Below are 20,729 nucleotides of genomic sequence, written 5' to 3'. Positions count from 1 at the left end.
GCTCAAACTATTCAAGGTTCGCCTGCACCGGGCGAGCTGTACTCTTTTTTTGGGAGTTTCGTAAATGGCAGTTGCCTCCGGCGCCTATAAGAAAGCCCTCGAGGGCGACCAGACACCGAAAAAGGTGTTGGTCAAAATCGACCGGGTCACGAAGAAGTTCGACGAGACGATTGCGGTGGACGATGTGTCCCTGGAAATCAAGAAAGGCGAGATCTTCGCCTTGCTCGGCGGTTCGGGTTCGGGCAAGTCCACCTTGCTGCGCATGCTCGCAGGCTTCGAGCGCCCGACCGAAGGCCGCATCTACCTCGACGGTGTGGACATCACCGACATGCCGCCCTACGAGCGGCCGATCAACATGATGTTCCAGTCCTACGCCTTGTTTCCGCACATGACCGTGGCACAGAACATCGCCTTCGGCCTGCAACAGGACAAGATCCCCAAGGCTGAAGTCGACGCTCGCGTGGCCGAGATGCTCAAGCTGGTGCAGATGAGCCAGTACGCCAAGCGCAAGCCGCACCAGTTGTCCGGCGGCCAACGCCAGCGTGTGGCCCTGGCCCGTTCCCTGGCCAAGCGCCCGAAACTGCTGCTGCTCGATGAGCCGATGGGCGCCCTCGACAAGAAGCTGCGCTCGCAGATGCAACTGGAGCTGGTCGAGATCATCGAACGCGTCGGCGTGACCTGTGTGATGGTGACCCACGATCAGGAAGAGGCCATGACCATGGCCGAGCGCATCGCGATCATGCACCTGGGCTGGATCGCCCAGATCGGCAGCCCGATCGACATCTACGAAACGCCCACCAGCCGCCTGGTGTGCGAGTTCATCGGCAACGTCAATATCTTCGACACCCAAGTGGTGGACGATGCCGAAGGCCACGCCGTACTCAAGTGCCCGGACCTGGACCGCGATATCTACGTGGGCTACGGCATCGCCACCGCAGTGGAAGACAAGTCGGTGACGTACGCCATCCGCCCGGAAAAACTGCTGGTCACAACCCAGATGCCGACCTGCGAGCACAACTGGTCCAGCGGCAAAGTCCACGACATTGCCTACCTGGGCGGCCACTCGGTGTTCTATGTGGAGCTGCCGAGCGGCAAGCTGGTGCAGTCCTTCGTCGCCAACGCCGAACGCCGTGGCCAGCGCCCAACCTGGGGCGACCAGGTGTACGTCTGGTGGGAAGACGACAGCGGCGTGGTACTTCGCTCATGAACATGAAGAAATTCAAGCGGCGCTTGGATCGCATCGTGCCCAGTGGCAAGCAGGTGGTCATCGGGATTCCCTTCCTCTGGCTGTTCCTGTTTTTCGCACTGCCGTTTTTCATTGTGCTGAAAATCAGCTTTGCCGAAGCCGATGTGGCGATTCCGCCCTACACCGAGATCTACACCTACGTTGAGCAAAAGCTGCAAGTGGTGCTGAACCTGGCCAACTACAGCTTGCTGGCGGGCGATGAGCTCTACATCGCCGCGTACCTGGGCTCGCTGAAGATGGCCTTTTTCAGCACGCTGCTGTGCCTGCTGATCGGCTACCCGATGGCCTACGCCATCGCCACCGCGCGCAAGGAAATGCAAACGGTGCTGGTGCTGTTGATCATGATGCCGACCTGGACCGCGATCCTGATCCGCGTCTATGCGTGGATGGGCATTCTCAGCAACAACGGCTTGCTCAACGGCTTCCTGATGTCCATGGGGCTGATCAACGAACCGCTGCAGATCCTCAACACCAATATCGCGGTGTATATCGGCGTGGTCTATTCGTACCTGCCGTTCATGATCCTGCCGCTGTACGCCAATCTGGTCAAACACGACCAGAGCCTGCTGGAAGCGGCATCGGACCTGGGTTCGAGCACCTTCAACAGCTTCTGGAAAATCACCGTGCCGCTGTCCAAGAACGGCATCATCGCCGGCTGCATGCTGGTGTTTATCCCGGTGGTGGGTGAGTTCGTGATTCCTGAACTGCTCGGCGGCCCGGAAACCCTGATGATCGGTAAAGTGCTGTGGCAAGAATTCTTCAACAACCGTGACTGGCCGGTGGCCTCTGCATTGGCCGTGGTGATGCTGGCGATCCTGATCGTGCCGATCATCCTGTTCAACCGCAGCCAGGCCAAAGAGCTGGAGGGCAAGATATGAAGCGCTTTCGTTTCTCCAGCTTCATGCTGATCGTGGGGTTGCTGTTCATCTACCTGCCGATGCTGATCCTGGTGATCTACTCGTTCAACGAATCCAAGCTGGTGACGGTGTGGGGCGGTTGGTCGATCAAGTGGTACGTGGGCCTGCTGGACAACACCCAGTTGATGGGCTCGGTGGCGCGTTCCCTGGAAATCGCCTGCTACACGGCGGTGGCGGCGGTGGCGCTGGGTACGCTGGCGGCGTTCGTGCTGACGCGCATCAGCCAGTTCAAGGGACGCACGCTGTTCGGCGGCCTGGTCACGGCGCCGCTGGTGATGCCGGAAGTGATCACCGGCCTGTCGCTGTTGCTGCTGTTCGTGGCCATGGCGCAGATGATCGGCTGGCCCCAGGAGCGTGGCATTGTCACCATCTGGATCGCCCACACCACCTTCTGCGCGGCATATGTGGCGGTGGTGGTGTCGGCACGCTTGCGTGAACTGGACCTGTCGATCGAAGAAGCGGCGATGGACCTGGGCGCACGGCCGTGGAAGGTGTTCTTCCTGATCACCATCCCGATGATCGCGCCATCGCTGGCGGCGGGCGGCATGATGTCGTTCGCGCTGTCGCTGGATGACCTGGTATTGGCCAGCTTCGTCTCGGGCCCGGGTTCGACCACCTTGCCGATGGAAGTGTTCTCGGCCGTGCGCCTTGGGGTCAAACCTGAGATCAACGCGGTGGCCAGCCTGATTCTGCTGGCGGTGTCGCTGGTGACCTTTCTGGTGTGGTTCTTCAGCCGTCGGGCCGAGGAACATCGCAAGAAAGCTATCCAGCAAGCGATTGAAGAAGCGGCGGCGGATGGCTGGAAACAGCCGGACGCGCGCCGGGCGCCCGCACCGGTCTGAAGCCTGGTGAGGTCCAAATGTGGGAGGGGGCTTGCCCCCGATTGCTGAGTGTCAGTCAGCACACCTGATACTGATACACCGCCATGATCGTTCCCACGCTCCGCGTGGGAGCGCCTCCTGTGACGCTCTGCGTCACGCTTTTAGAAGCTGACGCGGAGCGTCCTGGCCTGCATTCCCACGCAGAGCGTGGGAACGATCAAGTCCAGGGTGAGGTGCGAATCACCTCAACAAAATTCATCGGCTTGAACCCCGGCTCCTGATCCACCAGCACGTCGGTCTTCACGTTGCCAAACGTGGTCTGCGGGCGATGACGCAAGCCATCGGCGAACGCGCAGATGATGCATTCCTTGAATCCCTCACCGCGTGGATGCGCATGCACCACCGCTTCGCGCTGCACGTTGCTGAACGCGGCGTAGTCCAGGCCCAGCACGTCCATCTCCACCCCTGCCGTCACCAGCGCCACGGTCGGGCGCAGATGCTGCGGCACACCCGGCGTGGTGTGCAGGGCAATGGACAGCCATACCTGTTCGATATCGTCATCACTGAGCCCATAAGGCTTGAGGAAAGCGGCCGCCGCGTTGGCGCCGTCCACTTCGAAGCGTTCATCGGCGCTGCGATGGCCTTCCACCAGGCCGAGGTCGTGGAACATTGCGCCGACGTACAGCAACTCCGGGTTGTACGCCAACTGCATGCGCTCACCGCTCAATGCGCCGAACAGGAATACCCGGCGGGAGTGGTGGTAGAGCAGGTCGGACTCGATGTCGCGGATGTATTCAGTGGTGGCCCTGGCCAGGGCGCTGTCGGGGATCTTGATACCGGCGATGGTGGTGCTCATGGGGGCTCTCCTCTGGGAAGCATCCAGTCTGGTCGTGCTTGCGTGCGAGCGCTATGGCGGCGAGGGAGCGATCCCGGCCAATGTGCCGACACATCGTGCCAAGGCAAAATCGGCTAGGGTAAGGCCTGCGACAATCAAACTGTGGGAGGGGGCTTGCTCCCGATGGCGGTGGGTCAGTCAGACATGTACTGACTGACACGGCCTCATCGGGAGCAAGCCCCCTCCCACAGGGTTCTGTGTTTTATTCAGCTAAGAAAAGGTGTCTGTGAGCATGGGCAAAACCGTCGCCATCCTGATCTTCCCAGGCGTCCAGTCACTGGACGTGACCGGGCCTATGGACGTGTTCTGCGAGGCCAACCGCTTCCTCGCGGCTGAAGACCACTATCAGTTGGACGTGATCGGCTTTGCACGCGGCAGCATGGCCTGTTCCAACGGGTTGTCATTGCAGGCCCACCGGCATTACAGCGAGGCCCTGCAGGCTTATGACCTGTTGCTGGTCGCCGGTGGCCCGCAGTTGCCGTTCGAGGATTTTGGCCCGACGTTCGATGACTGGCTGCGCGCTGCCGCCGCGCGGGCGCGACGCTTTGGTTCGATCTGCAATGGCGCCTTCATGCTGGCCCGCGCCGGTCTGCTGGACGGTAAAACCGTCACCACCCATTGGGGAGACGCTGCCGACCTGGCCCGGTTGTGCCCCTCGGCCCAGGTCGAAGCCGACCGCCTGTATGTGCAGGACGGCAACCTCTACACCTCGGCCGGGGTCACGGCGGGGATCGATCTGTCGCTGTACCTGCTGGCCCAGGACCATGGCCCGGAAGTCGCATTGAGCGTGGCCAAGCGCCTGGTGGTGTTCACCCAGCGCTCGGGCGGCCAGTCACAGTTCAGCCCGTTCCTCACGCCCCATGCCGAAACCACCTCGGCGGTGGCGTTGGTGCAGTTGTACGTGCTGGCGAACCTGACCGGGGACCTGGGCATAGCCGACCTGGCCAGGGCGGCGAATATGAGTGCGCGCAATTTCTCCCGGGTGTTCGCCCGTGAAGCGCGGGTTACGCCGGCGGAATTTGTCGAGAGGGCGCGGGTGGATGCGGCGCGGGTCATGCTCGAAAGCACGCACGCGCCGCTCAAGACGGTGGCCTACCAATGCGGTTTTCGCGATGCGCAGCACATGCGCAGTGTGTTCAACCGTCGGCTGGGCGTGACGCCGCAGCAGTTCAGGCTCAATTTCGCGGCGCCCGTGTAGCGATAACTAATGTGGGAGGGGGCTTGCCCCCGATAGCAGTGTGTCAGTCAACTCATGTGTCGCTGACCCACCGCAATCGGGGGCAAGCCCCCTCCCACATTTTAATCGAGTGGAACATAGCTATCTGGCAGGCAACAATTTCAAGGTGCCACGGGTATTGGCCGTGATTTCCTCTTCATTGAAATGCGTCTGCTCGTAGCCGCCTTCGATATAGGTTTGCGCCTGGTCGCTGTAGTGAGCATCAAAGGGCACACCGCTTTGCCCCACTGGGTTGATGGTCAAGGCGTGGGCCGCGTCGGCGAAGTCGATCAGGCGGCGGGTCGAGGGGCCGTAAGTCACCGGCCAGGGCGCCGGACCGATCATGGCGGTCTGGTTGTTCGGCACTTCGTGACTGCCCGGCGCCGCGAAGGGGCCCACGTTGAATAGCCTGTCCAGCGGCTTCTGCATGCCCAGCGGGTGGCCGTGGGTCAGGGTGTGCGCCTTGCCCCACTGCCACTGAGACGGGTCATCGCCGAAGGTGGCTTTCAGGTGCGCCAGGCTGTTGTCCCAGGCCAGCTTGACGGTGCCGGCTCGCGTGCCGTTCCACCAGGGCGAATCCGGCGTGGCGGCCAGGCGTGGCAGGGCGGCGTCGATCACGCGGGTGCCGAGCAGGGTCCTGAACATAGCGTCGCCCAGTTTCGGGTGGAAGGTGGCGTCAACGAGGTTGAACAGCAATTGGTTGAACAGGGTGGCGCTGGTGGAATCCAGCGGGTAGTCGCCTTTCCAGCTTGCCAGTTGCTCCACCAGCTTTACCTGCGCCGGGTCTGTGACCACCTCACGCAGCACCGGCAACAGCGGCGCCAGCAGGCGCGGACCAAAGGTAGTGGTGGTGCCCAGTTGCAGGGCCTGGCTGTTGTTGACGTCCCACTTCACGCTGTTGTCGCTCAACTGCGCATTCAGCTGCTGACCACGGTCGGCCAGGTTGTAATAACCGGGAATCTCCATGCCGGTGGGCGACGCCGGCTGGGCATTGGCGGAGACCACATCGCCGCGCGCCGGGTTTTCTTCCTGGGGGTTGGCGCTGAAAGGGTAGAAGCCCAGCTTGTCGGCCTGGGCGGTACTGCCGTCGAGGATGAACGCCGGGTTGACGCCGGCTGGGCGTATCGGCAACTGCGCCGCCGCCCACCAGCCGATATCGCCCTTGGCATTGGCCCACACGATATTCAGCCCAGGCGCCGAGACGTTGGCCGCCGCCGCCCGTGCCTTGGCCAGGGAGTCGGCACGGTTGAGCTGGTAGAAACCCTCGAGGATCGGGTTTTCGCTGTCGAGGAACGCCCACCACATGGCGATCGGTGTGGTGCCGGCGTTTTCACCGAGCACGTCATTGACGATCGGGCCGTGGGGCGAGCGACGCAGGGTCAGCGTGACCGGGGCCTGGCCCTTGACCTGGATCTGCTGTTCGCTGCTGCTCATGTCGACCCACTGGCCGTGATACCAGACCTGGTTAGGGTTGGCCGGGTTGACCTTTTCGGCGATCAGGTCGAGGTCGTCGTTCTGGAACATGGTCAGGCTCCAGCCGAAGTCCAGGTTGTGCCCGAGGAAGGCCACCGGCACCAGCGCGTTGTGGTAGCCATACAACTCAAAGCCGGGCGCCGACAGCTGCGCCTCGTACCACACCGACGGCACCGAGAAGCGGATATGGGGGTCGCCCGCCAGCAATGGTTTGCCACTCTGGGTGCGACTGCCGCTGATGGCCCAGGCGTTGCTGCCTTCAAATTGCGGCAAACCGTTGTCAGCCAGGGCCTGCTCGCTCAGGCTGGCGAGGGCGCCGAGGGTCTTCCAGTCGCCGGCCGCCAGGTTAAGGGCGCCTTTGGCTTGCCAATCGAGGTCGAAGACCTTGAGGTAGTCGCTGCCCAGTTGGTCGCGTACGTAAGTCAGCACCGGTTCGGTACGAAAGGCCGCAGCAAAGCTGTAGGCCATATACCCGGCGACACTGATGGAGTCCTCGGCGGTGAACGGGCGCTTGGGGATGCCCAGCACGTCGAACTCCATCGGGCTGGCGTGGCTGGCCTGATATTGGTTGATCCCGTCCAAGTAGGCTTGCAGGGCCTTCCAGGCGGCCGAGTCGGTGTTCATGTGCTCGACGTAGCTTGAGGCGCGCTCGCGAATCCGCAGGCTGCGAAACAGCTTATCGGTCTCCAGCAGATTGGGCCCGAGCACCTCGGCCAGCTCGCCACGGGCCAGGCGGCGCATGATTTCCATCTGGAACAGCCGGTCCTGGGCATGCACATAGCCCAGGGCGCGGTACAGGTCGGCCTCGTTGCCGGCGCGGATATGCGGCACGCCACGGTCGTCGTAGCGCACCGTGACCGAGCCTTGCAAGTGCGCCAGCGTGACCGTGCCCTGGCGGGTGGGTTGCTTGCTGTAGACGTACCAGCCGGCGCCGAGGGCGACCAGCACAACCAGCACCACGAGAGCCTGCAAGACACGCTTCATCGACTTTCCTTAACCCTGAATGGACCGACTACGGTTCCTTAGGCCACGAACAATAGCAGCCCACCGCCAGGGTGTGCGTGGCATTCACTTCGCGCCCGGCTTCGAGGGCCTTGAGGATCGGCTCGATAAAACTGTTGCCGGAATTGCACGTCAGCCCTTCGCTGTACGGCCCGAAATACGCCAGCTTGCCTGTACGGTCCCAGATGCCCACGGCCGGGCTGGCCGGCACCTGATCGGCGCCGGGCAGGGCGTCGAGGGTTTTCATCAGGCGCAGGCTGTCCGGCAGGGCGCCGTGGCTGCCGGCCTTTTGCAGGGCATAGAACTCGACACCTTGCGGCGCGTATTGCTCGATCAGCTCACTCAGGTGTTGCTGGTTACCGACATTGCACGGGCAGGCCGGGTCCCAGAAGTGCACCAGGCGAATCGGCCCAGGCCCGCGCAGTGCGGCGGGCAGTTGCAGCGCATCGCCGGAGAACACCGCCGTGTGTTCGCTGAAGGCGCGCAGGTAACGGCCCTGGAACCAGTCATACGCGGCCCACAGCACGGCGGCGCAGATAATCAGCACCAGGCTGGCGAACAAGGCAGTGCGGTAGGGCTGTCGCATTCAGAGGTATCCTCGCGGGTCGCGTAGCTTGCCATGCTTGTCCTGACAGATGAATATCGCAGCTCGATATTCATCTTCACCGTCAGTCTGGAAGCCTTTATGCCCGTTAACTTTGACCCTGATCATCTGCGCGAAAGCTTGCGGCCCTTGGTGGATGCGCAGCCTTTGTCAGCCGAGGCGCGGGTCTATCAACGTTTCTATGGACTCGACTTGGGCGCACGCAAGGTGCCGGCCGTGAGCCGTCTGGGGCGCTTGGAGGTGGGCGGGTTCGAGGTGGTGGCGCAGGTATGGTGGCCGCCTGCGCCGGTGGCGACAATGTTTATGTTCCACGGCTTTTACGACCATATGGGGCTGTACCGCCACGTAGTGGAATGGGCGCTGGACCAGGGCTTCGTGGTGATCGCCTGCGACCTGCCGGGCCATGGTTTGTCCAGCGGCGTGCGTGCCAGTATCGATGAGTTTGCGGTGTACCAGGACGTAGTGCAGGCGTTGTTCGCCGAGGCCCAGGCGCTGCAATTGCCGCAACCCTGGCACCTGTTCGGGCAAAGCACCGGCGGCGCCATCGTGGTGGATCACCTGCTCAACCACGGCGCCGAAAGCCCGGCCCAGGGCAAGACCTTTCTGCTGTCGCCGCTGGTACGTCCGCGTGCATGGGGCTGGTCGCAAGCCAGCTATTACCTGCTGCGCCCGTTCGTCAAAGGCATCGCGCGACGGTTCAGCGATAACTCCAACGACCCGGCCTTCAAGCCCTTTCTCGAAGCCGACCCGTTGCAGCCGCGCCAACTGCCGACCGCCTGGGTAGGCGCCCTGGCGCGCTGGATCAAACGCATCGAAGCCGCACCGCGCAGCCCACGGCGGCCGGTGATCGTGCAGGGTGAAGAGGATATGACGGTGGATTGGCAGCACAATTTGCAGGTACTGCGCAGCAAGTTCGACCAGCCGCAAGTGCTGATGCTCAAGCGCGGCAGGCATCACCTGGCCAATGAAATTCCAGAAATTCGCGAAGAGTACTTCCGGTATTTGACAGACCAACTGAAGTAACACAATCCAAATGTGGGAGGGGGCTTGCTCCCGATTGCGGTGTGCCAGTCAACTTATGTGTAGCTGACCCCCCGCAATCGGGAGCAAGCCCCCTCCCACATTTTTTTCTACTGCGTAAGGCTGGAGGTGCTTTGGCCGACCGCAAGGCCTGCGCGGATGGCGGCCAGCGCTGCCTGGTAATACGCCTTGCCTTCCGGCGATTCGGCAAACGTAGCGAATTCTTCCAATTCCGGGTCAGACAAATCCCGATAGACGTACAGCAGCGTGTTATTCAGATCCTTATCGATCTGCTGCATCAGCCGCTCACGCTGCCCGTTCAACATGCCCTGAGCCTGACCACCGCCCAACAGGCCGGGGATCATCTGGCTCAAGCTGTCCGCCGCCACGCCGGCAATCGCCAGGCTGACTTCGGCGCCCGCTTCACGCGCGGGCAGGGCCTGGGCCAGGTGGCCGATGATCAGGCTGCGGGTGGCGTCGGCTTGGATTTTCGGCAGGCCCTGGGCGTTTTTCGCCAATTGGTCGCGACGCGTGGCCAGCAATTCGGCGGCGACAATCTTGCGGCCCAGGGGCGACTGGAAAAAAGCCAGGGCCGGTTTCGGGTCCGCCAGGTGCTTGCGCAACTGGGCCTCGGCACGCTGATCCATGGCCTGAGCCGCGAAGCGTTTGTTGCTGTTGTCCACCAGCGCCTGGTACACCGCCGGCGGCAGGCTGTTGCGGTAGCGCTGTTGGGCGGCGTTAAGGGCGTCATTGAAATGCGCACGTTGTTCGGCCCAGCCGGCAACCTTGTACAACTGGTCATGGCCGTCTGCCCAGGCGGGCAAAACGCAGAACATCAGCAAGGAAAGAAACAAACGACGCATAAGGACTCCTGTCAGTCGGCCACTATTGTCCGTGTCGGGCGTAGGATTTGTCGAGAAGTCCTATCAGTCACCTGACTAAAGTGTATTCGAGCGCTCGACGGCGCTGTCGGATTCACAGGCGTATGGATACTATGCGCGCCATGCAAATGCCCCTTGATCACCCCCTGCTGCAACGCATTGTCGACGACCTGGCCGAACAAGGCTGGTCGCAGCAGAATGCCTTCCTGCCCCAGGCTCTGACCCTGGAGCTGGCGGCTGAGTGCCGTAAACGTGCGGCTGAAGGTGAGCTGGCGCCGGCGGCGGTGGGGCGCGGGCCCGCCCAGGAAATTCGCGAGGGGATTCGCGGCGACCACATCCAATGGCTGGAAGAGGGCGATGCCGCCGTTTGCGATACCTACATGGCGATAATGGACAGCCTGCGCCTGGCCATGAACCGTGGCCTGTTCCTTGGCCTGGAAGACTTCGAAAGCCACTTCGCGATGTACCCGCCCGGGGCGTTCTACCTCAAGCATGTGGATCGTTTTCGCGACGATGACCGGCGCATGGTCTCGGCCGTGATCTATTTGAACGACGCCTGGCTGCCCGAACACGGCGGGCAGTTGCGCATGTACCTCAAGGGCGGCATCGAACACGACGTGGTGCCCACCGGCGGCAGCCTGGTGGTGTTCCTCTCCGGCGAAGTGCCCCACGAGGTCCTGCCTGCCACGCGTGAACGCCTGTCCCTGACCGGCTGGTTCCGTCGGCGCGGTAACGAGCCGTTTTAATCTGGCGGAAGAATCTGGCTGGCTGCTAGCTCATCTTTAAAGCCATGCCGGGAGCAAATGTGGGAGGGGGCAAGCCCCCTCCCACATTGGGTCACTGCGGTGCATTGCCCTCAAACCACTTCTGCTCCAACGCCTTCAGTCGGCCATCATCCTTCACCCGCTTCAACGCACTGTCCAGGCTGGTCTTGAACGCCGGGTTGCCCTTCTGGAACGGGATCACCAGCTCAGGCTTCTGGTGATACGCCGCGCTGAAATCGAACTGATCCTCAAGCTCGGCAGTCATAGCGATATGGTTAAGCGCCACGTCATATTTGCCGGTCGCCACGCCAGGCAGCAGGTCGGCATCATCGGTGGTGATAAACGAGGAACGCACATCCATCTCCTTTGCCAGCAGTTCACCCAGCTCGACCTCAAAGCCGGTGAGCTTCTCGCCCTCCTTGAAATTGTAAGGCGGGGTGTTGGCTTCAAGGGCGATGCGCAGCTCACCGCGATCGTTGACATCATCGATCAGCTCGGCGTGAGCCGGGGCGCTTAGAAGGGGAAGCAGCAGTAACAGGCCAGGCGAAAAGCGCATGGTCACTCCTAAAGAATTCGTACGGGCGAGACGCCGTTCAGCATCGCTTTGCTATGGTGTCGAGTGCCTTGGACAGCAATTTGTCGCGAAGTTGTCATAACCCTACAGATTTCACGAAAAACTGGAGAAGCGAATGAAAGCCCTTTTGTCCCGTGCAACCCTGGCCTCTTTGATGCTGGGTGCTTCGATGTTGGCCACTGCCGCCGACGGCATCCCGCGCAGCGCGCCGCCTGAAGGCGCGAAAGTATTCATCGTCTCGCCCAAAGACGGCGCCACCGTCGATAAGACTTTCACCGTGAAATTCGGCATGGAAGGCCTGCAACTGGCGCCGGCCACCGACCAGGCGGCCGGCACCGGTCACCACCACCTGCTGATCGACCAGAAAGAATTGCCCGATGCGAAACTGCCGATTCCGGCCACCGACACCGTGATCCATTACGGCAAGGCCCAGACTGAAACCGAACTGACCCTGACGCCCGGCAAGCACACCTTGCAACTGGTGGCCGGCGACAAACTGCACATGCAGTTCAACCCGACGGTCGCCTCGAAAGTCATCACGGTTAACGTCAAGTAAGCGCTGTTCAGGCAAAAAAAAATGGGAGGCCCCTGTGGGCCTCCCATTTTTTTGCGGCGTTTAAAGCGTTAGAACAACACACGGCTACGAATAGTGCCGTTGATGTGCTGCAGCTTCTCTTGCGCCAGGTCCGAGTACTCGGCGTCGACGTCGATCACCACGTAGCCGACCTTCTCGTTGGTCTGCAGGAACTGACCTGAGATGTTGATGCCGTTTTCCGCAAAGACCTTGTTGATCTCCATCATCACACCCGGAATGTTCTGGTGGATGTGCAGCAGGCGGTGCTTGCCAGGGTGAGCCGGCAGGGCCACTTCCGGGAAGTTCACGGACGATACCGAGGTACCGTTGTCGCTGTACTTGACCAGTTTTTCCGAGACTTCCAGGCCGATGTTGGCTTGGGCTTCAGCGGTAGAGCCGCCGATGTGCGGGGTCAGGATCACGTTGTCCAGGCCGCGCAACGGGCTTTCGAAAATGTCGTCGTTGGAGCGTGGCTCTACCGGGAACACGTCGATGGCGGCGCCGATCAGGTGCTTGTCCTTGATCGCCTCGGCCAGGGCGTCCAGCTCGACCACTGTACCGCGCGCGGCGTTGATCAGGATCCCGCCTTTCTTGATAGCGCGGATTTCCTTCTCGCCGATCATCCACTGGGTTTCGGCAGTTTCCGGAACGTGCAGGGTGACGATGTCGGACATGCCCAGCAGCTCGGTCAGGCTCGACACCTGGGTGGCGTTGCCCAAGGGCAGCTTGGTCAGGGTGTCATAGAAGAACACCTGCATCCCCAAGCCTTCTGCCAATACCGACAGTTGAGTGCCGATCGAACCGTAACCGACGATACCCAGCTTCTTGCCGCGGATTTCGAAGGAATTGGCGGCGCTCTTGATCCAGCCGCCACGGTGGCAGGAAGCGTTCTTCTCGGGGATACCGCGCAGCAGCAGGATGGCCTCGGCCAGCACCAGCTCCGCCACGGAACGGGTGTTGGAGTAGGGTGCGTTGAACACCGCGATGCCGCGTTCGCGCGCTGCGTTGAGGTCGACCTGGTTGGTGCCGATGCAGAAGCAGCCGACCGCCACGAGTTTCTTGGCGTGGTCGAAGATCTCTTCGGTCAACTGAGTACGGGAGCGAATGCCGATAAAGTGCGCGTCGGCGATCTTTTCCTTGAGCTGGGCTTCCGGCAGAGAACTGGTGATGTACTCAATGCTGGTGTACCCGGCGGCTTTCAGAACGTCGACAGCCGATGGGTGGACGCCTTCCAGAAGAAGGAACTTGATCTTGCTCTTATCGAGAGAAGTCTTGCTCATCTGCGTAAACCTGTATCCCGGAGAAAAATGGCAGGGAATCGAGCAGCGCAAGCTGACCCGGACGGCAGGAAAGCCGTCACCGCAGAAACGCCCTTGGGCTCTGTCCTGCGGGGGCGGTATGCTAGCATACGCGCCCCGCTAAACACCTATTCCTGCGACGTGAAGCGTTCTCAGGATGACCATGAATTGTTCGAGAGTTCTGTCGATGACCCATCCTGCCCTGATTGATGAGCTGAAGACCCTGGTTGAGCCCGGCAAAGTGCTGACCGACGCCGACTCCCTGGAGGCTTACGGCAAGGATTGGACCAAACACTTCGCGCCCGCGCCGTGCGCCATCGTCTTTCCCAAGACCACCGAGCAGGTGCAGGCCATCGTCCGTTGGGCCAATACTCACAAGGTGGCGTTGGTGCCATCCGGTGGGCGCACTGGCCTGTCGGCGGCGGCGGTGGCGGCCAATGGCGAAGTGGTGGTGTCATTCGACTATATGAACCAGATTCTCGACGTGAACCTTACCGACCGCACCGCGGTGTGCCAGCCGGGTGTGGTCACCAAGCAATTGCAGAACGTCGCCGAAGAAAATGGCTTGTACTACCCGGTGGATTTCGCATCGTCCGGTTCCAGCCAGATTGGCGGCAATATCGGCACCAATGCCGGTGGGATCAAGGTGATTCGCTACGGCATGACCCGTAACTGGGTGGCCGGGATGAAAGTCGTCACCGGCAAAGGCGATGTGCTGGAACTGAACCGTGACTTGATCAAGAACGCCACCGGCTACGACATGCGCCAGCTGTTCATCGGCGCCGAAGGGACCCTGGGTTTTGTGGTGGAAGCCACCATGCGCCTGGACCGTGCGCCGAAAAACCTGACCGCCATGGTGCTCGGCACTACCGACTTCGACTCGATCATGCCGGTGCTGCACGCCTTCCAGAGCAAGCTGGACCTGACCGCTTTCGAATTTTTCTCCGACAAGGCCCTGGCCAAAGTCCTCGGGCGTGGCGACGTGCCTGCGCCGTTCGAAACCGATTGCCCGTTCTACGCGCTGTTGGAATTCGAAGCCACCACCGAGGAAGTCGCCAATCACGCCCTGGAGACCTTTGAACATTGCGTCGAGCAAGGCTGGGTGCTGGACGGCGTGATGAGCCAGAGCGAGACCCAGCTGCATAATCTGTGGAAGCTGCGCGAATATATCTCCGAGACGATTTCCCACTGGACGCCGTACAAAAACGATATTTCGGTCACCGTTTCCAAAGTGCCGGCTTTCCTGAAAGAAATTGACGCTATCGTCGGCGAGCACTACCCGGATTTCGAAATCGTCTGGTTCGGCCACATTGGCGACGGTAACCTGCACCTGAACATCCTCAAGCCGGAAACCCTGAGCAAGGACGAGTTCTTTGCCAAGTGCGCCACCGTGAACAAATGGGTGTTCGAGACCGTCGCCAAATACAACGGCTCGATCTCCGCCGAACACGGCGTGGGCATGACCAAGCGCGATTACCTGACTTACAGCCGCTCACCGGTTGAAATCGAATACATGAAGGCCGTGAAAGCGGTGTTCGACCCGAACGGGATCATGAACCCAGGCAAGATCTTCGCTGTTTAAGGATGCTTTTTAAGGAGTCGCTCCATGAGCTATCAGCACAAGTATATCGACGGCACCAGCATCCACTTTCCGGTAGGCAAAGTGGTGTGTATCGGACGTAACTACGCCGAACACGCCAAGGAACTGGACAACCCGGTGCCGACCGAGCCGTTGCTGTTCATCAAGCCGGGCAGTTGCGTGGTGCCGCTGGAAGGCGGTTTCACTATTCCTACCGAGCGCGGTTCGGTGCATTACGAAGCGGAAATCGCCGTGTTGATCGGCAAGCCGTTGTCGAACAACCCAAGCCGCGAAGAAGTGCTGGACGCCATCTCCGGCTTCGCCCCGGCCCTGGACCTGACCCTGCGCGACAAACAGGCTGAGTTGAAGGCCAAGGGCCTGCCGTGGGAGATCGCCAAGTCGTTCGACGGCGCGGCGGTGATTGCGCCTTTTGTGGTCGGCAGCACGTTCGCGGACGTTACCGATATCGGCATTCGCCTGACCATCAACGGCGAAGTCCGCCAGAACGGCAACAGCGCGCAGATGCTCAACCCGATCGTGCCGATGATCCAGCACATGGCCGGCTGCTTCTCCCTGCAGGCGGGCGATGTAATCCTGACCGGCACCCCGGCTGGCGTAGGGCCGCTGAATGTGGGTGACAAGTTGGTGCTGGAGCTGTCGGGCGTCAACCGCTTCGAGAGCGTCGTGCGCTGAAAAAAAATGTGGGAGGGGGCTTGCTCCCGATTGCAGTGTGTCAGCCAGTTAACCTGTACCTGACACTCCGCTATCGGGAGCAAGCCCCCTCCCACATGGGTTTTGCATTTTTTTCACACGCCATCCGCATAATTCCAGCTTCTTGCTCTATTCCCTACAGCTGACTTCCGGAAAAAGCCCTCAATGGCCGTGCCTCTGCCCACCTCGAAACCTACGCTTCGCTCTCGCTCGACCATGCGCTGGTATTCCTGGGTGTTTCTGGCCGGTGCGATCCTGTATGGCATCGCCTGGGCCATGCACTGGGATGATCGCGGTGTGTTGTGGGTGCTGGAGGGTTTTGAAAGCCCGGCCGAACGCCGGGAAAGCGTGTGGCTGCCGGACTATCACGCGGTCATCGACGCCAAGTTGCTGCCCGGCATGGAGAAGGACGAGGCCTCGGACCTGTCCTACAACCCAAGCACCAAAACCCTGTTCTCCGTGATGGGGAAGAACCCGTTCCTGGTGGAGCTGAGCCTGCAAGGCGACGTGCTGCGCAAGATGCCCCTCAACGGCTGGAACAATCCGGAAGGCCTGACGGTGATGGAGAATGGCTTGATGGCCGTGGTCGATGAGCGCGAGCACAGCCTGACCATCGTCAAGGTTGACGCCGGCACCACGGCGTTGAACAAGGCCGATTTCCCCAGTTATGACCTGGGCCCGTCCAAGGACCAGAATAAAGCCTTTGAAGCAATCACCTGGGACCCGCGCAACCAGCAGTTGGTGCTGGGCGAAGAGCGCCCACCGGCACTGTTTACCTGGAAGAGCGACGGCAGCCAGAGCCTGACAGGCGACAAGCAGAAACGGGCGAGTACCGAACTGGATGTGCGCAACCTGTCCGCCCTGGCCGTCGACCCGCGTACCGGGCACCTGCTGGTGCTGTCCGCCGACTCCCACCTGCTGCTGGAGCTGGATGAAACCGGCGAGCAAGTCAGCTTCATGACCCTGCTGGGCGGCTTCAACGGCCTCAAGGACACCATCCCGCGTGCCGAAGGCGTAACCATGGACGAGAGCGGTACGCTGTATATCGTCAGCGAGCCAAACTTGTTCTATCGGTTTGAAAAACAGAAATAACCTACGTCTTACGTCGGACACGTCCTAAAAAGCGGCATTCACCAGACAGCCCGTTGCGTTTAAGTTTAAATTCAGGCGATCTTGATATCTATTCGCCAGTTTTTCTCTGAGCCCGCCACGATGCGTCGATTCGCCCGCCCCAAACCTGCTCTTTTAATCCTGCTGTTGATTGCGCTGGTCGCCGCCGCGATCGTTGCGCAGCAATTCCGTCTGTTCGAGCGTGCCTGGTTCAACTGGCAGGTGTGGCACCAGCCTGCGGATGAGCGTGGCATCGGTCTGGCCGATTACCGCGTCTCCCTGGAAGGCCAGGTGATCGAAGGGCTCGACGACGATGTGTCGGCCCTCACCTACGACCCGGTGCGCAAAAGCCTGTTTACCGTCACCAATAAAAACGCCGAATTGGTCGAGCTGTCCCTGCAAGGCAAGATCCTGCGGCGTATTCCCCTGGTGGGGTTTGGCGATGCCGAGGCGGTGGAGTTCATCAGCGACAATATTTACGTGATCAGTGACGAGCGCCAACAGCGCCTGATCAAAGTGCATGTGGACGATGACACGCAATTTCTCGATGCCGCCGATGCGGAGCAGATGACCCTTGGCGTGCACATCGGCAGCAACAAGGGTTTCGAAGGCCTGGCCTATGACTCGGTGGGCAAGCGCCTGTTTGTCGCCAAGGAACGCGACCCGATGGTGATCTATGAGGTCCACGGCTTTCCCCATTTCAAAGCGGAAAAAACCTACTCGGTGCATGTGATCAACAACCCCAAGCGTGATGCCGGGCTGTTTGTGCGCGACCTGTCGAGCCTGCAATACGACGAGCGCAGCGGCCATTTACTGGCGCTTTCCGATGAGTCGTTCCTGGTGCTGGAACTGGATATCGATGGTCGCCCGTTAAGCAGTCTGTCATTGCTCAACGGGCGCCATGGCCTGAAAAAACGTGTGCCGCAGGCCGAAGGGATCGCCATGGATGACGAGGGCACGCTGTACCTCGTCAGTGAGCCGAACCTGTTTTACGTGTTCAAGAAGCCCTGATCAGAACATCCACTGCACACCCAGCGAGTAGCCGGTCTGGCTGCCCTCGGCATGGCCGAGCCGACTGTTCACTTCGGCGTACACCCCCAATTGCGGGGTGATTGCCAATTGGCTGCCGAGTTGCGCACGGCCAAAACGTTTATCGACTGACCCCAGTTTGGCGGTGCGGGCCTGGCCATCGGCGTGGGCGGTCAGTTGCAGGTCGTCGAGACGCCCATCGGCCAATTCCTTGACCCACGCGATGTCGCCGTAAGGCATCAGGCTCAAGCCGTAAGGCAGAGCGACAGCACCGCGCACGCGCCAGCCCAGGCTGGCTTCCAGGGAGTCGAACGACTGTTCTTCGTAGTCCAGCGCGGTGCGCAGGTCCTGCTTCTCGTGGAACTGATCGATGCGGTAGTGGCTGTAATCGAGCCCGGCAAAGGGCCCGCTCTGGAGGGCGCCGAAATCGAAGTCGTAGCCGCCCAGCACCCGTGCGCCGAGGGACAGCGCGTCGGTCTTGCCGGTCAGGTGCTGGTTGAGCAGCACCGGCCCGCCGCTGGCCTGGATCAGCAGGTTGCGTTTGGAATCGAAGCGCGTATGGCCGGCGCTCAGGTCACCGGCCAGCCAGCTCGGCCCGCCGTCGTTGAGCAGGGCGTAGACGGCGGCCTGCCAGGTGTCGCTATCGAGTTTGCCGCGGTGCTCCAGCGTGTCGCGGCCGTTGCGGTAGCTCAGGCTGGCGCCGATGTTCAGGGCTGAGCTCAGTTGGTAGTCGCCCAGCGCATGCACGCCCAACTGCCGGGCCTCTGGGTTGGGTGCGCGGTCGAAACCGCTGTCCGGGTTGTATTCGCCGTCCACGCCGATCTCGCCATCGAAGCTGCCCACTTCACGACTGGCCGACTGCAAGGTCAGCCAGCGGCGGTCGTGCAAGCGCACGGCGGCCTGATGTTGACGCTGCAGGTTGTCCTGCATATTGCGTGCGACAGCGCCGCCCGAGGCGGTTGAGGCCATCAAGTCGGCATTGGTCAGTTCCAGCACCAGGCGGCTGAGCAGGCGCGAATAATCGCGCAGGCGCTGGTCGATGCGCGCTTGGCCGAAGGCATCGGTGAGCACGGCCTTATTGTCTTCGTTCGGGTCGTGCCAGGTCGAGCCGCCGGGGATTTTCGGATTGTCGGTCTGGGTGTAGCCATCCAGGTCGCCCAGTTCCCAATTGGTCGCCTCGACATACAGGATCGGGATATTCAGCGGTTCGAACGGTTCGCCATCGCTGCAGCAGCCGGTGCCCTTGGGGTATTGCGGGTCCAGGCCGGGGTTGGTGAACAGGGGGATATTCAGTTCCCTGGCGATCTGGAAGGTGTGTTCGCGCAACGCCGCCAGGCTGGGGTTGGCCGCGCTGTTCTGGCCGGCGTGGGCATACATCATGTCGCCGGTGATCAGGCTGTCGAGGTTGATCATCGCGAGCATGTTGGCGCGTTGGCTTGCGCTCAGGGACTCAACGAAGGCCTTGGACCCGCGCAAGCCTTCTTCTTCCGCGCCGAAGCCGACCACCTGCAAGCCATTTTCCAGTTGCAGCCCGCCCAGGTTCTTCGCCACCTCGGTGAGCACGCTGGCGCCGGAGCCGTTGTCGTCCAGGCCTTGCAGGGCAGGGCGACCGAAGTAGGTATCGAAGTGCGCGCCGATCACCACGTACTGCGGTTTAGTGCCGGCGGCGTAGGCCACCACGTTTTGCGAGGCGCGACTGCCGTTGTTCCAGGTGAAGTCCTGGCGACTGATGCTGTAGGCCGTGCCCATCTGGCTCTGCATCCAATCGGCCGCCCCGGCGAAATTGGCCGTGTCGCGATAACGCCCGGGGTAGTCGTTGATCAGTTTTTCCAGGGTGGTGGTGGCGTGCTGGCCATAATCATAGGCCTGAAGGTGCGTCGACAGCAGGGTGCCGGCGACGCTGAGAGCGAAGGCTAGGGGCTTTATCACAGGGTCTTCCTTGAGGTGATGAGAGGTTCAAGCGCAGACGCTTTGCACAATGCGCGCCTCATTCCATGGGCGGCGGCGAATTGGCGCATTGTTAAACGCGTGGGTCGCTTGGTTGTAATTTGTAACGGATTGGATACCAGACGGGCCGTGACAGAGCGCACGGTTTTGGAGAGGAGTGCTGCGAAAAGTAGCGTTTGTGTTACAGAAAACCAGAGCGGATCGCTATCAAATGTGGGAGGGGGCTTGCTCCCGATAGCGGTGTATCAGTACCAGATATTCTGACTGACACACTGTCATCGGGGGCAAGCCCCCTCCCACATTGGCACTGCGGTGTTATTAAGCTTTGAGGGTTTTCACGCCTTCCGGGGTACCCAACAGCAGCACATCCGCCGGGCGTGCGGCGAACAGGCCGTTGGTGACCACGCCAACGATGGCGTTGATCTGCGTCTCCAACTCCACCGGATTAGTGATCTGCATGTTGAACACATCGAGGATGATGTTGCCGTTATCAGTCAACACGCCTTCACGGTACACCGGGTCGCCGCCCAGTTTCACCAGCTCACGGGCCACGTGGCTGCGGGCCATCGGGATGACTTCCACCGGCAGCGGGAATGCACCGAGCACCGGCACCAGCTTGCTGGCGTCGGCAATGCAGATGAAGGTCTTGGCCACGGCCGCGACGATCTTCTCGCGGGTCAGGGCTGCGCCGCCGCCTTTGATCAGGTTCAGGTGCTCGTCGCTTTCGTCCGCGCCGTCGATGTAGAACTCCAGGTCGCTCACGGTGTTGAGCTCGTACACCGGAATGCCATGGCCTTTAAGGCGCGCGGCGGTCGCTTCGGAGCTGGCCACTGCGCCATCGAACGCACCTTTATGATGGGCCAGCGCATCGATAAAGCAGTTGGCAGTGGAGCCGGTGCCGACGCCGACGATGCTCTTGTCGTCGAGTTTGGGAAGGATTAAATCGACAGCGGCCTGGGCCACTGCCTGTTTGAGTTGATCCTGGGTCATGCGGGCTCCGGAACGGGCGGGGGAGTGATCGAGGGCGGCGAGTATACCCCAACAAACCTTGGGATTCGTGTGGTCTCC

19 protein-coding genes are annotated in these 20,729 nt (G+C 61.3%); 11 read left to right on the top strand and 8 right to left on the bottom strand.

What is annotated here, in order from left to right:
- Positions 1–64 precede the first annotated feature (64 nt).
- The 3 genes from C4J92_RS25400 to C4J92_RS25390 are packed head-to-tail and all read left to right on the top strand — an operon-like array spanning position 65 to position 3,005.
- Positions 65–1,207: an ABC transporter ATP-binding protein gene (locus tag C4J92_RS25400; protein WP_065893882.1), complete on the top strand. Its 1,143-nt coding sequence runs from the start codon at positions 65–67 to the stop codon at positions 1,205–1,207.
- Positions 1,204–2,124 (top strand): ABC transporter permease subunit, encoded by a 921-nt coding sequence (locus C4J92_RS25395; RefSeq protein ID WP_057014223.1) that lies wholly within the window; start codon positions 1,204–1,206, stop codon positions 2,122–2,124. The genes C4J92_RS25400 and C4J92_RS25395 overlap by 4 nt, the downstream gene beginning before the upstream one ends.
- Positions 2,121–3,005: an ABC transporter permease subunit gene (locus C4J92_RS25390; protein ID WP_124405599.1), complete on the top strand. Its 885-nt coding sequence runs from the start codon at positions 2,121–2,123 to the stop codon at positions 3,003–3,005. Before C4J92_RS25395 ends, C4J92_RS25390 begins: the two co-directional genes overlap by 4 nt.
- A gap of 196 nt (positions 3,006–3,201) precedes the next feature.
- On the opposite strand, the gene C4J92_RS25385 is transcribed toward C4J92_RS25390, so the two are convergent.
- Positions 3,202–3,840, bottom strand: a complete 639-nt coding sequence (locus C4J92_RS25385; RefSeq protein WP_124405598.1) for an HD domain-containing protein — start codon at positions 3,838–3,840, stop codon at positions 3,202–3,204.
- Positions 3,841–4,111: 271 nt separating this feature from the next.
- On the opposite strand from C4J92_RS25385, the gene C4J92_RS25380 reads away from it, so the two are divergent.
- Positions 4,112–5,077 carry a GlxA family transcriptional regulator gene (locus C4J92_RS25380; protein WP_124405597.1) on the top strand — a complete coding sequence of 322 codons (966 nt, stop codon included), beginning with the start codon at positions 4,112–4,114 and terminating at the stop codon, positions 5,075–5,077.
- Between the two features lie 120 nt (positions 5,078–5,197).
- Here C4J92_RS25380 and C4J92_RS25375 read toward each other — a convergent pair whose 3' ends face one another.
- Positions 5,198–7,552, bottom strand: coding sequence for a penicillin acylase family protein (locus C4J92_RS25375; protein WP_124405596.1), 2,355 nt, complete (start codon positions 7,550–7,552; stop codon positions 5,198–5,200).
- A 28-nt stretch (positions 7,553–7,580) separates the two neighbouring features.
- Positions 7,581–8,156: a DUF6436 domain-containing protein gene (locus C4J92_RS25370; protein ID WP_124405595.1), complete on the bottom strand. Its 576-nt coding sequence runs from the start codon at positions 8,154–8,156 to the stop codon at positions 7,581–7,583.
- A 99-nt stretch (positions 8,157–8,255) separates the two neighbouring features.
- Between C4J92_RS25370 and C4J92_RS25365 the strand changes: the two genes are divergently transcribed.
- The gene (locus tag C4J92_RS25365) at positions 8,256–9,197 is read left to right on the top strand and encodes an alpha/beta hydrolase (RefSeq protein ID WP_124405859.1); all 942 of its coding nucleotides are present in this window, start codon (positions 8,256–8,258) and stop codon (positions 9,195–9,197) included.
- Positions 9,198–9,304: 107 nt separating this feature from the next.
- On the opposite strand, the gene C4J92_RS25360 is transcribed toward C4J92_RS25365, so the two are convergent.
- On the bottom strand, positions 9,305–10,057 hold the full coding sequence (locus C4J92_RS25360; protein WP_124405594.1) for a DUF2059 domain-containing protein: 753 nt from the start codon (positions 10,055–10,057) through the stop codon (positions 9,305–9,307).
- A 131-nt stretch (positions 10,058–10,188) separates the two neighbouring features.
- Here C4J92_RS25360 and C4J92_RS25355 point away from each other — a divergent pair, with 131 nt between their 5' ends.
- Positions 10,189–10,821, top strand: coding sequence for a 2OG-Fe(II) oxygenase (locus C4J92_RS25355; RefSeq protein ID WP_124405858.1), 633 nt, complete (start codon positions 10,189–10,191; stop codon positions 10,819–10,821).
- Positions 10,822–10,912: 91 nt separating this feature from the next.
- On the opposite strand, the gene C4J92_RS25350 is transcribed toward C4J92_RS25355, so the two are convergent.
- Positions 10,913–11,395 (bottom strand): transporter substrate-binding domain-containing protein, encoded by a 483-nt coding sequence (locus C4J92_RS25350; RefSeq protein WP_124405593.1) that lies wholly within the window; start codon positions 11,393–11,395, stop codon positions 10,913–10,915.
- Between the two features lie 133 nt (positions 11,396–11,528).
- On the opposite strand from C4J92_RS25350, the gene C4J92_RS25345 reads away from it, so the two are divergent.
- A complete protein-coding gene (locus C4J92_RS25345; RefSeq protein ID WP_124405592.1) occupies positions 11,529–11,969 on the top strand; it encodes a DUF4399 domain-containing protein in 441 nt (146 codons plus the stop codon).
- 68 nt (positions 11,970–12,037) lie between these two features.
- Here the strand turns inward: C4J92_RS25345 and serA are convergent, their stop codons facing one another.
- Entirely contained in the window at positions 12,038–13,267 is a 1,230-nt protein-coding gene (gene serA, locus C4J92_RS25340) for a phosphoglycerate dehydrogenase (RefSeq protein ID WP_034116292.1), read from the bottom strand.
- 205 nt (positions 13,268–13,472) lie between these two features.
- Here serA and C4J92_RS25330 point away from each other — a divergent pair, with 205 nt between their 5' ends.
- From C4J92_RS25330 to C4J92_RS25315, 4 genes are all read left to right on the top strand, one after another.
- The gene (locus tag C4J92_RS25330) at positions 13,473–14,867 is read left to right on the top strand and encodes an FAD-binding oxidoreductase (protein WP_124372207.1); all 1,395 of its coding nucleotides are present in this window, start codon (positions 13,473–13,475) and stop codon (positions 14,865–14,867) included.
- Between the two features lie 24 nt (positions 14,868–14,891).
- Positions 14,892–15,557 carry a fumarylacetoacetate hydrolase family protein gene (locus tag C4J92_RS25325; protein WP_124405591.1) on the top strand — a complete coding sequence of 222 codons (666 nt, stop codon included), beginning with the start codon at positions 14,892–14,894 and terminating at the stop codon, positions 15,555–15,557.
- Positions 15,558–15,740: 183 nt separating this feature from the next.
- Entirely contained in the window at positions 15,741–16,667 is a 927-nt protein-coding gene (locus C4J92_RS25320) for an SdiA-regulated domain-containing protein (protein ID WP_124405590.1), read from the top strand.
- A gap of 120 nt (positions 16,668–16,787) precedes the next feature.
- Entirely contained in the window at positions 16,788–17,696 is a 909-nt protein-coding gene (locus C4J92_RS25315; protein ID WP_124364855.1) for an SdiA-regulated domain-containing protein, read from the top strand.
- On the opposite strand, the gene C4J92_RS25310 is transcribed toward C4J92_RS25315, so the two are convergent.
- The gene (locus C4J92_RS25310; RefSeq protein ID WP_124405589.1) at positions 17,697–19,643 is read right to left on the bottom strand and encodes an autotransporter domain-containing protein; all 1,947 of its coding nucleotides are present in this window, start codon (positions 19,641–19,643) and stop codon (positions 17,697–17,699) included.
- 336 nt (positions 19,644–19,979) lie between these two features.
- Positions 19,980–20,651 (bottom strand): ribose-5-phosphate isomerase RpiA, encoded by a 672-nt coding sequence (gene rpiA, locus C4J92_RS25305; RefSeq protein WP_124405588.1) that lies wholly within the window; start codon positions 20,649–20,651, stop codon positions 19,980–19,982.
- Positions 20,652–20,729: the final 78 nt, after the last annotated feature.

The organism is Pseudomonas sp. R3-18-08, assembly GCF_003852065.1.
Lineage (GTDB): Bacteria > Pseudomonadota > Gammaproteobacteria > Pseudomonadales > Pseudomonadaceae > Aquipseudomonas.
This window is presented reverse-complemented; position numbering and strand designations above follow the sequence as displayed.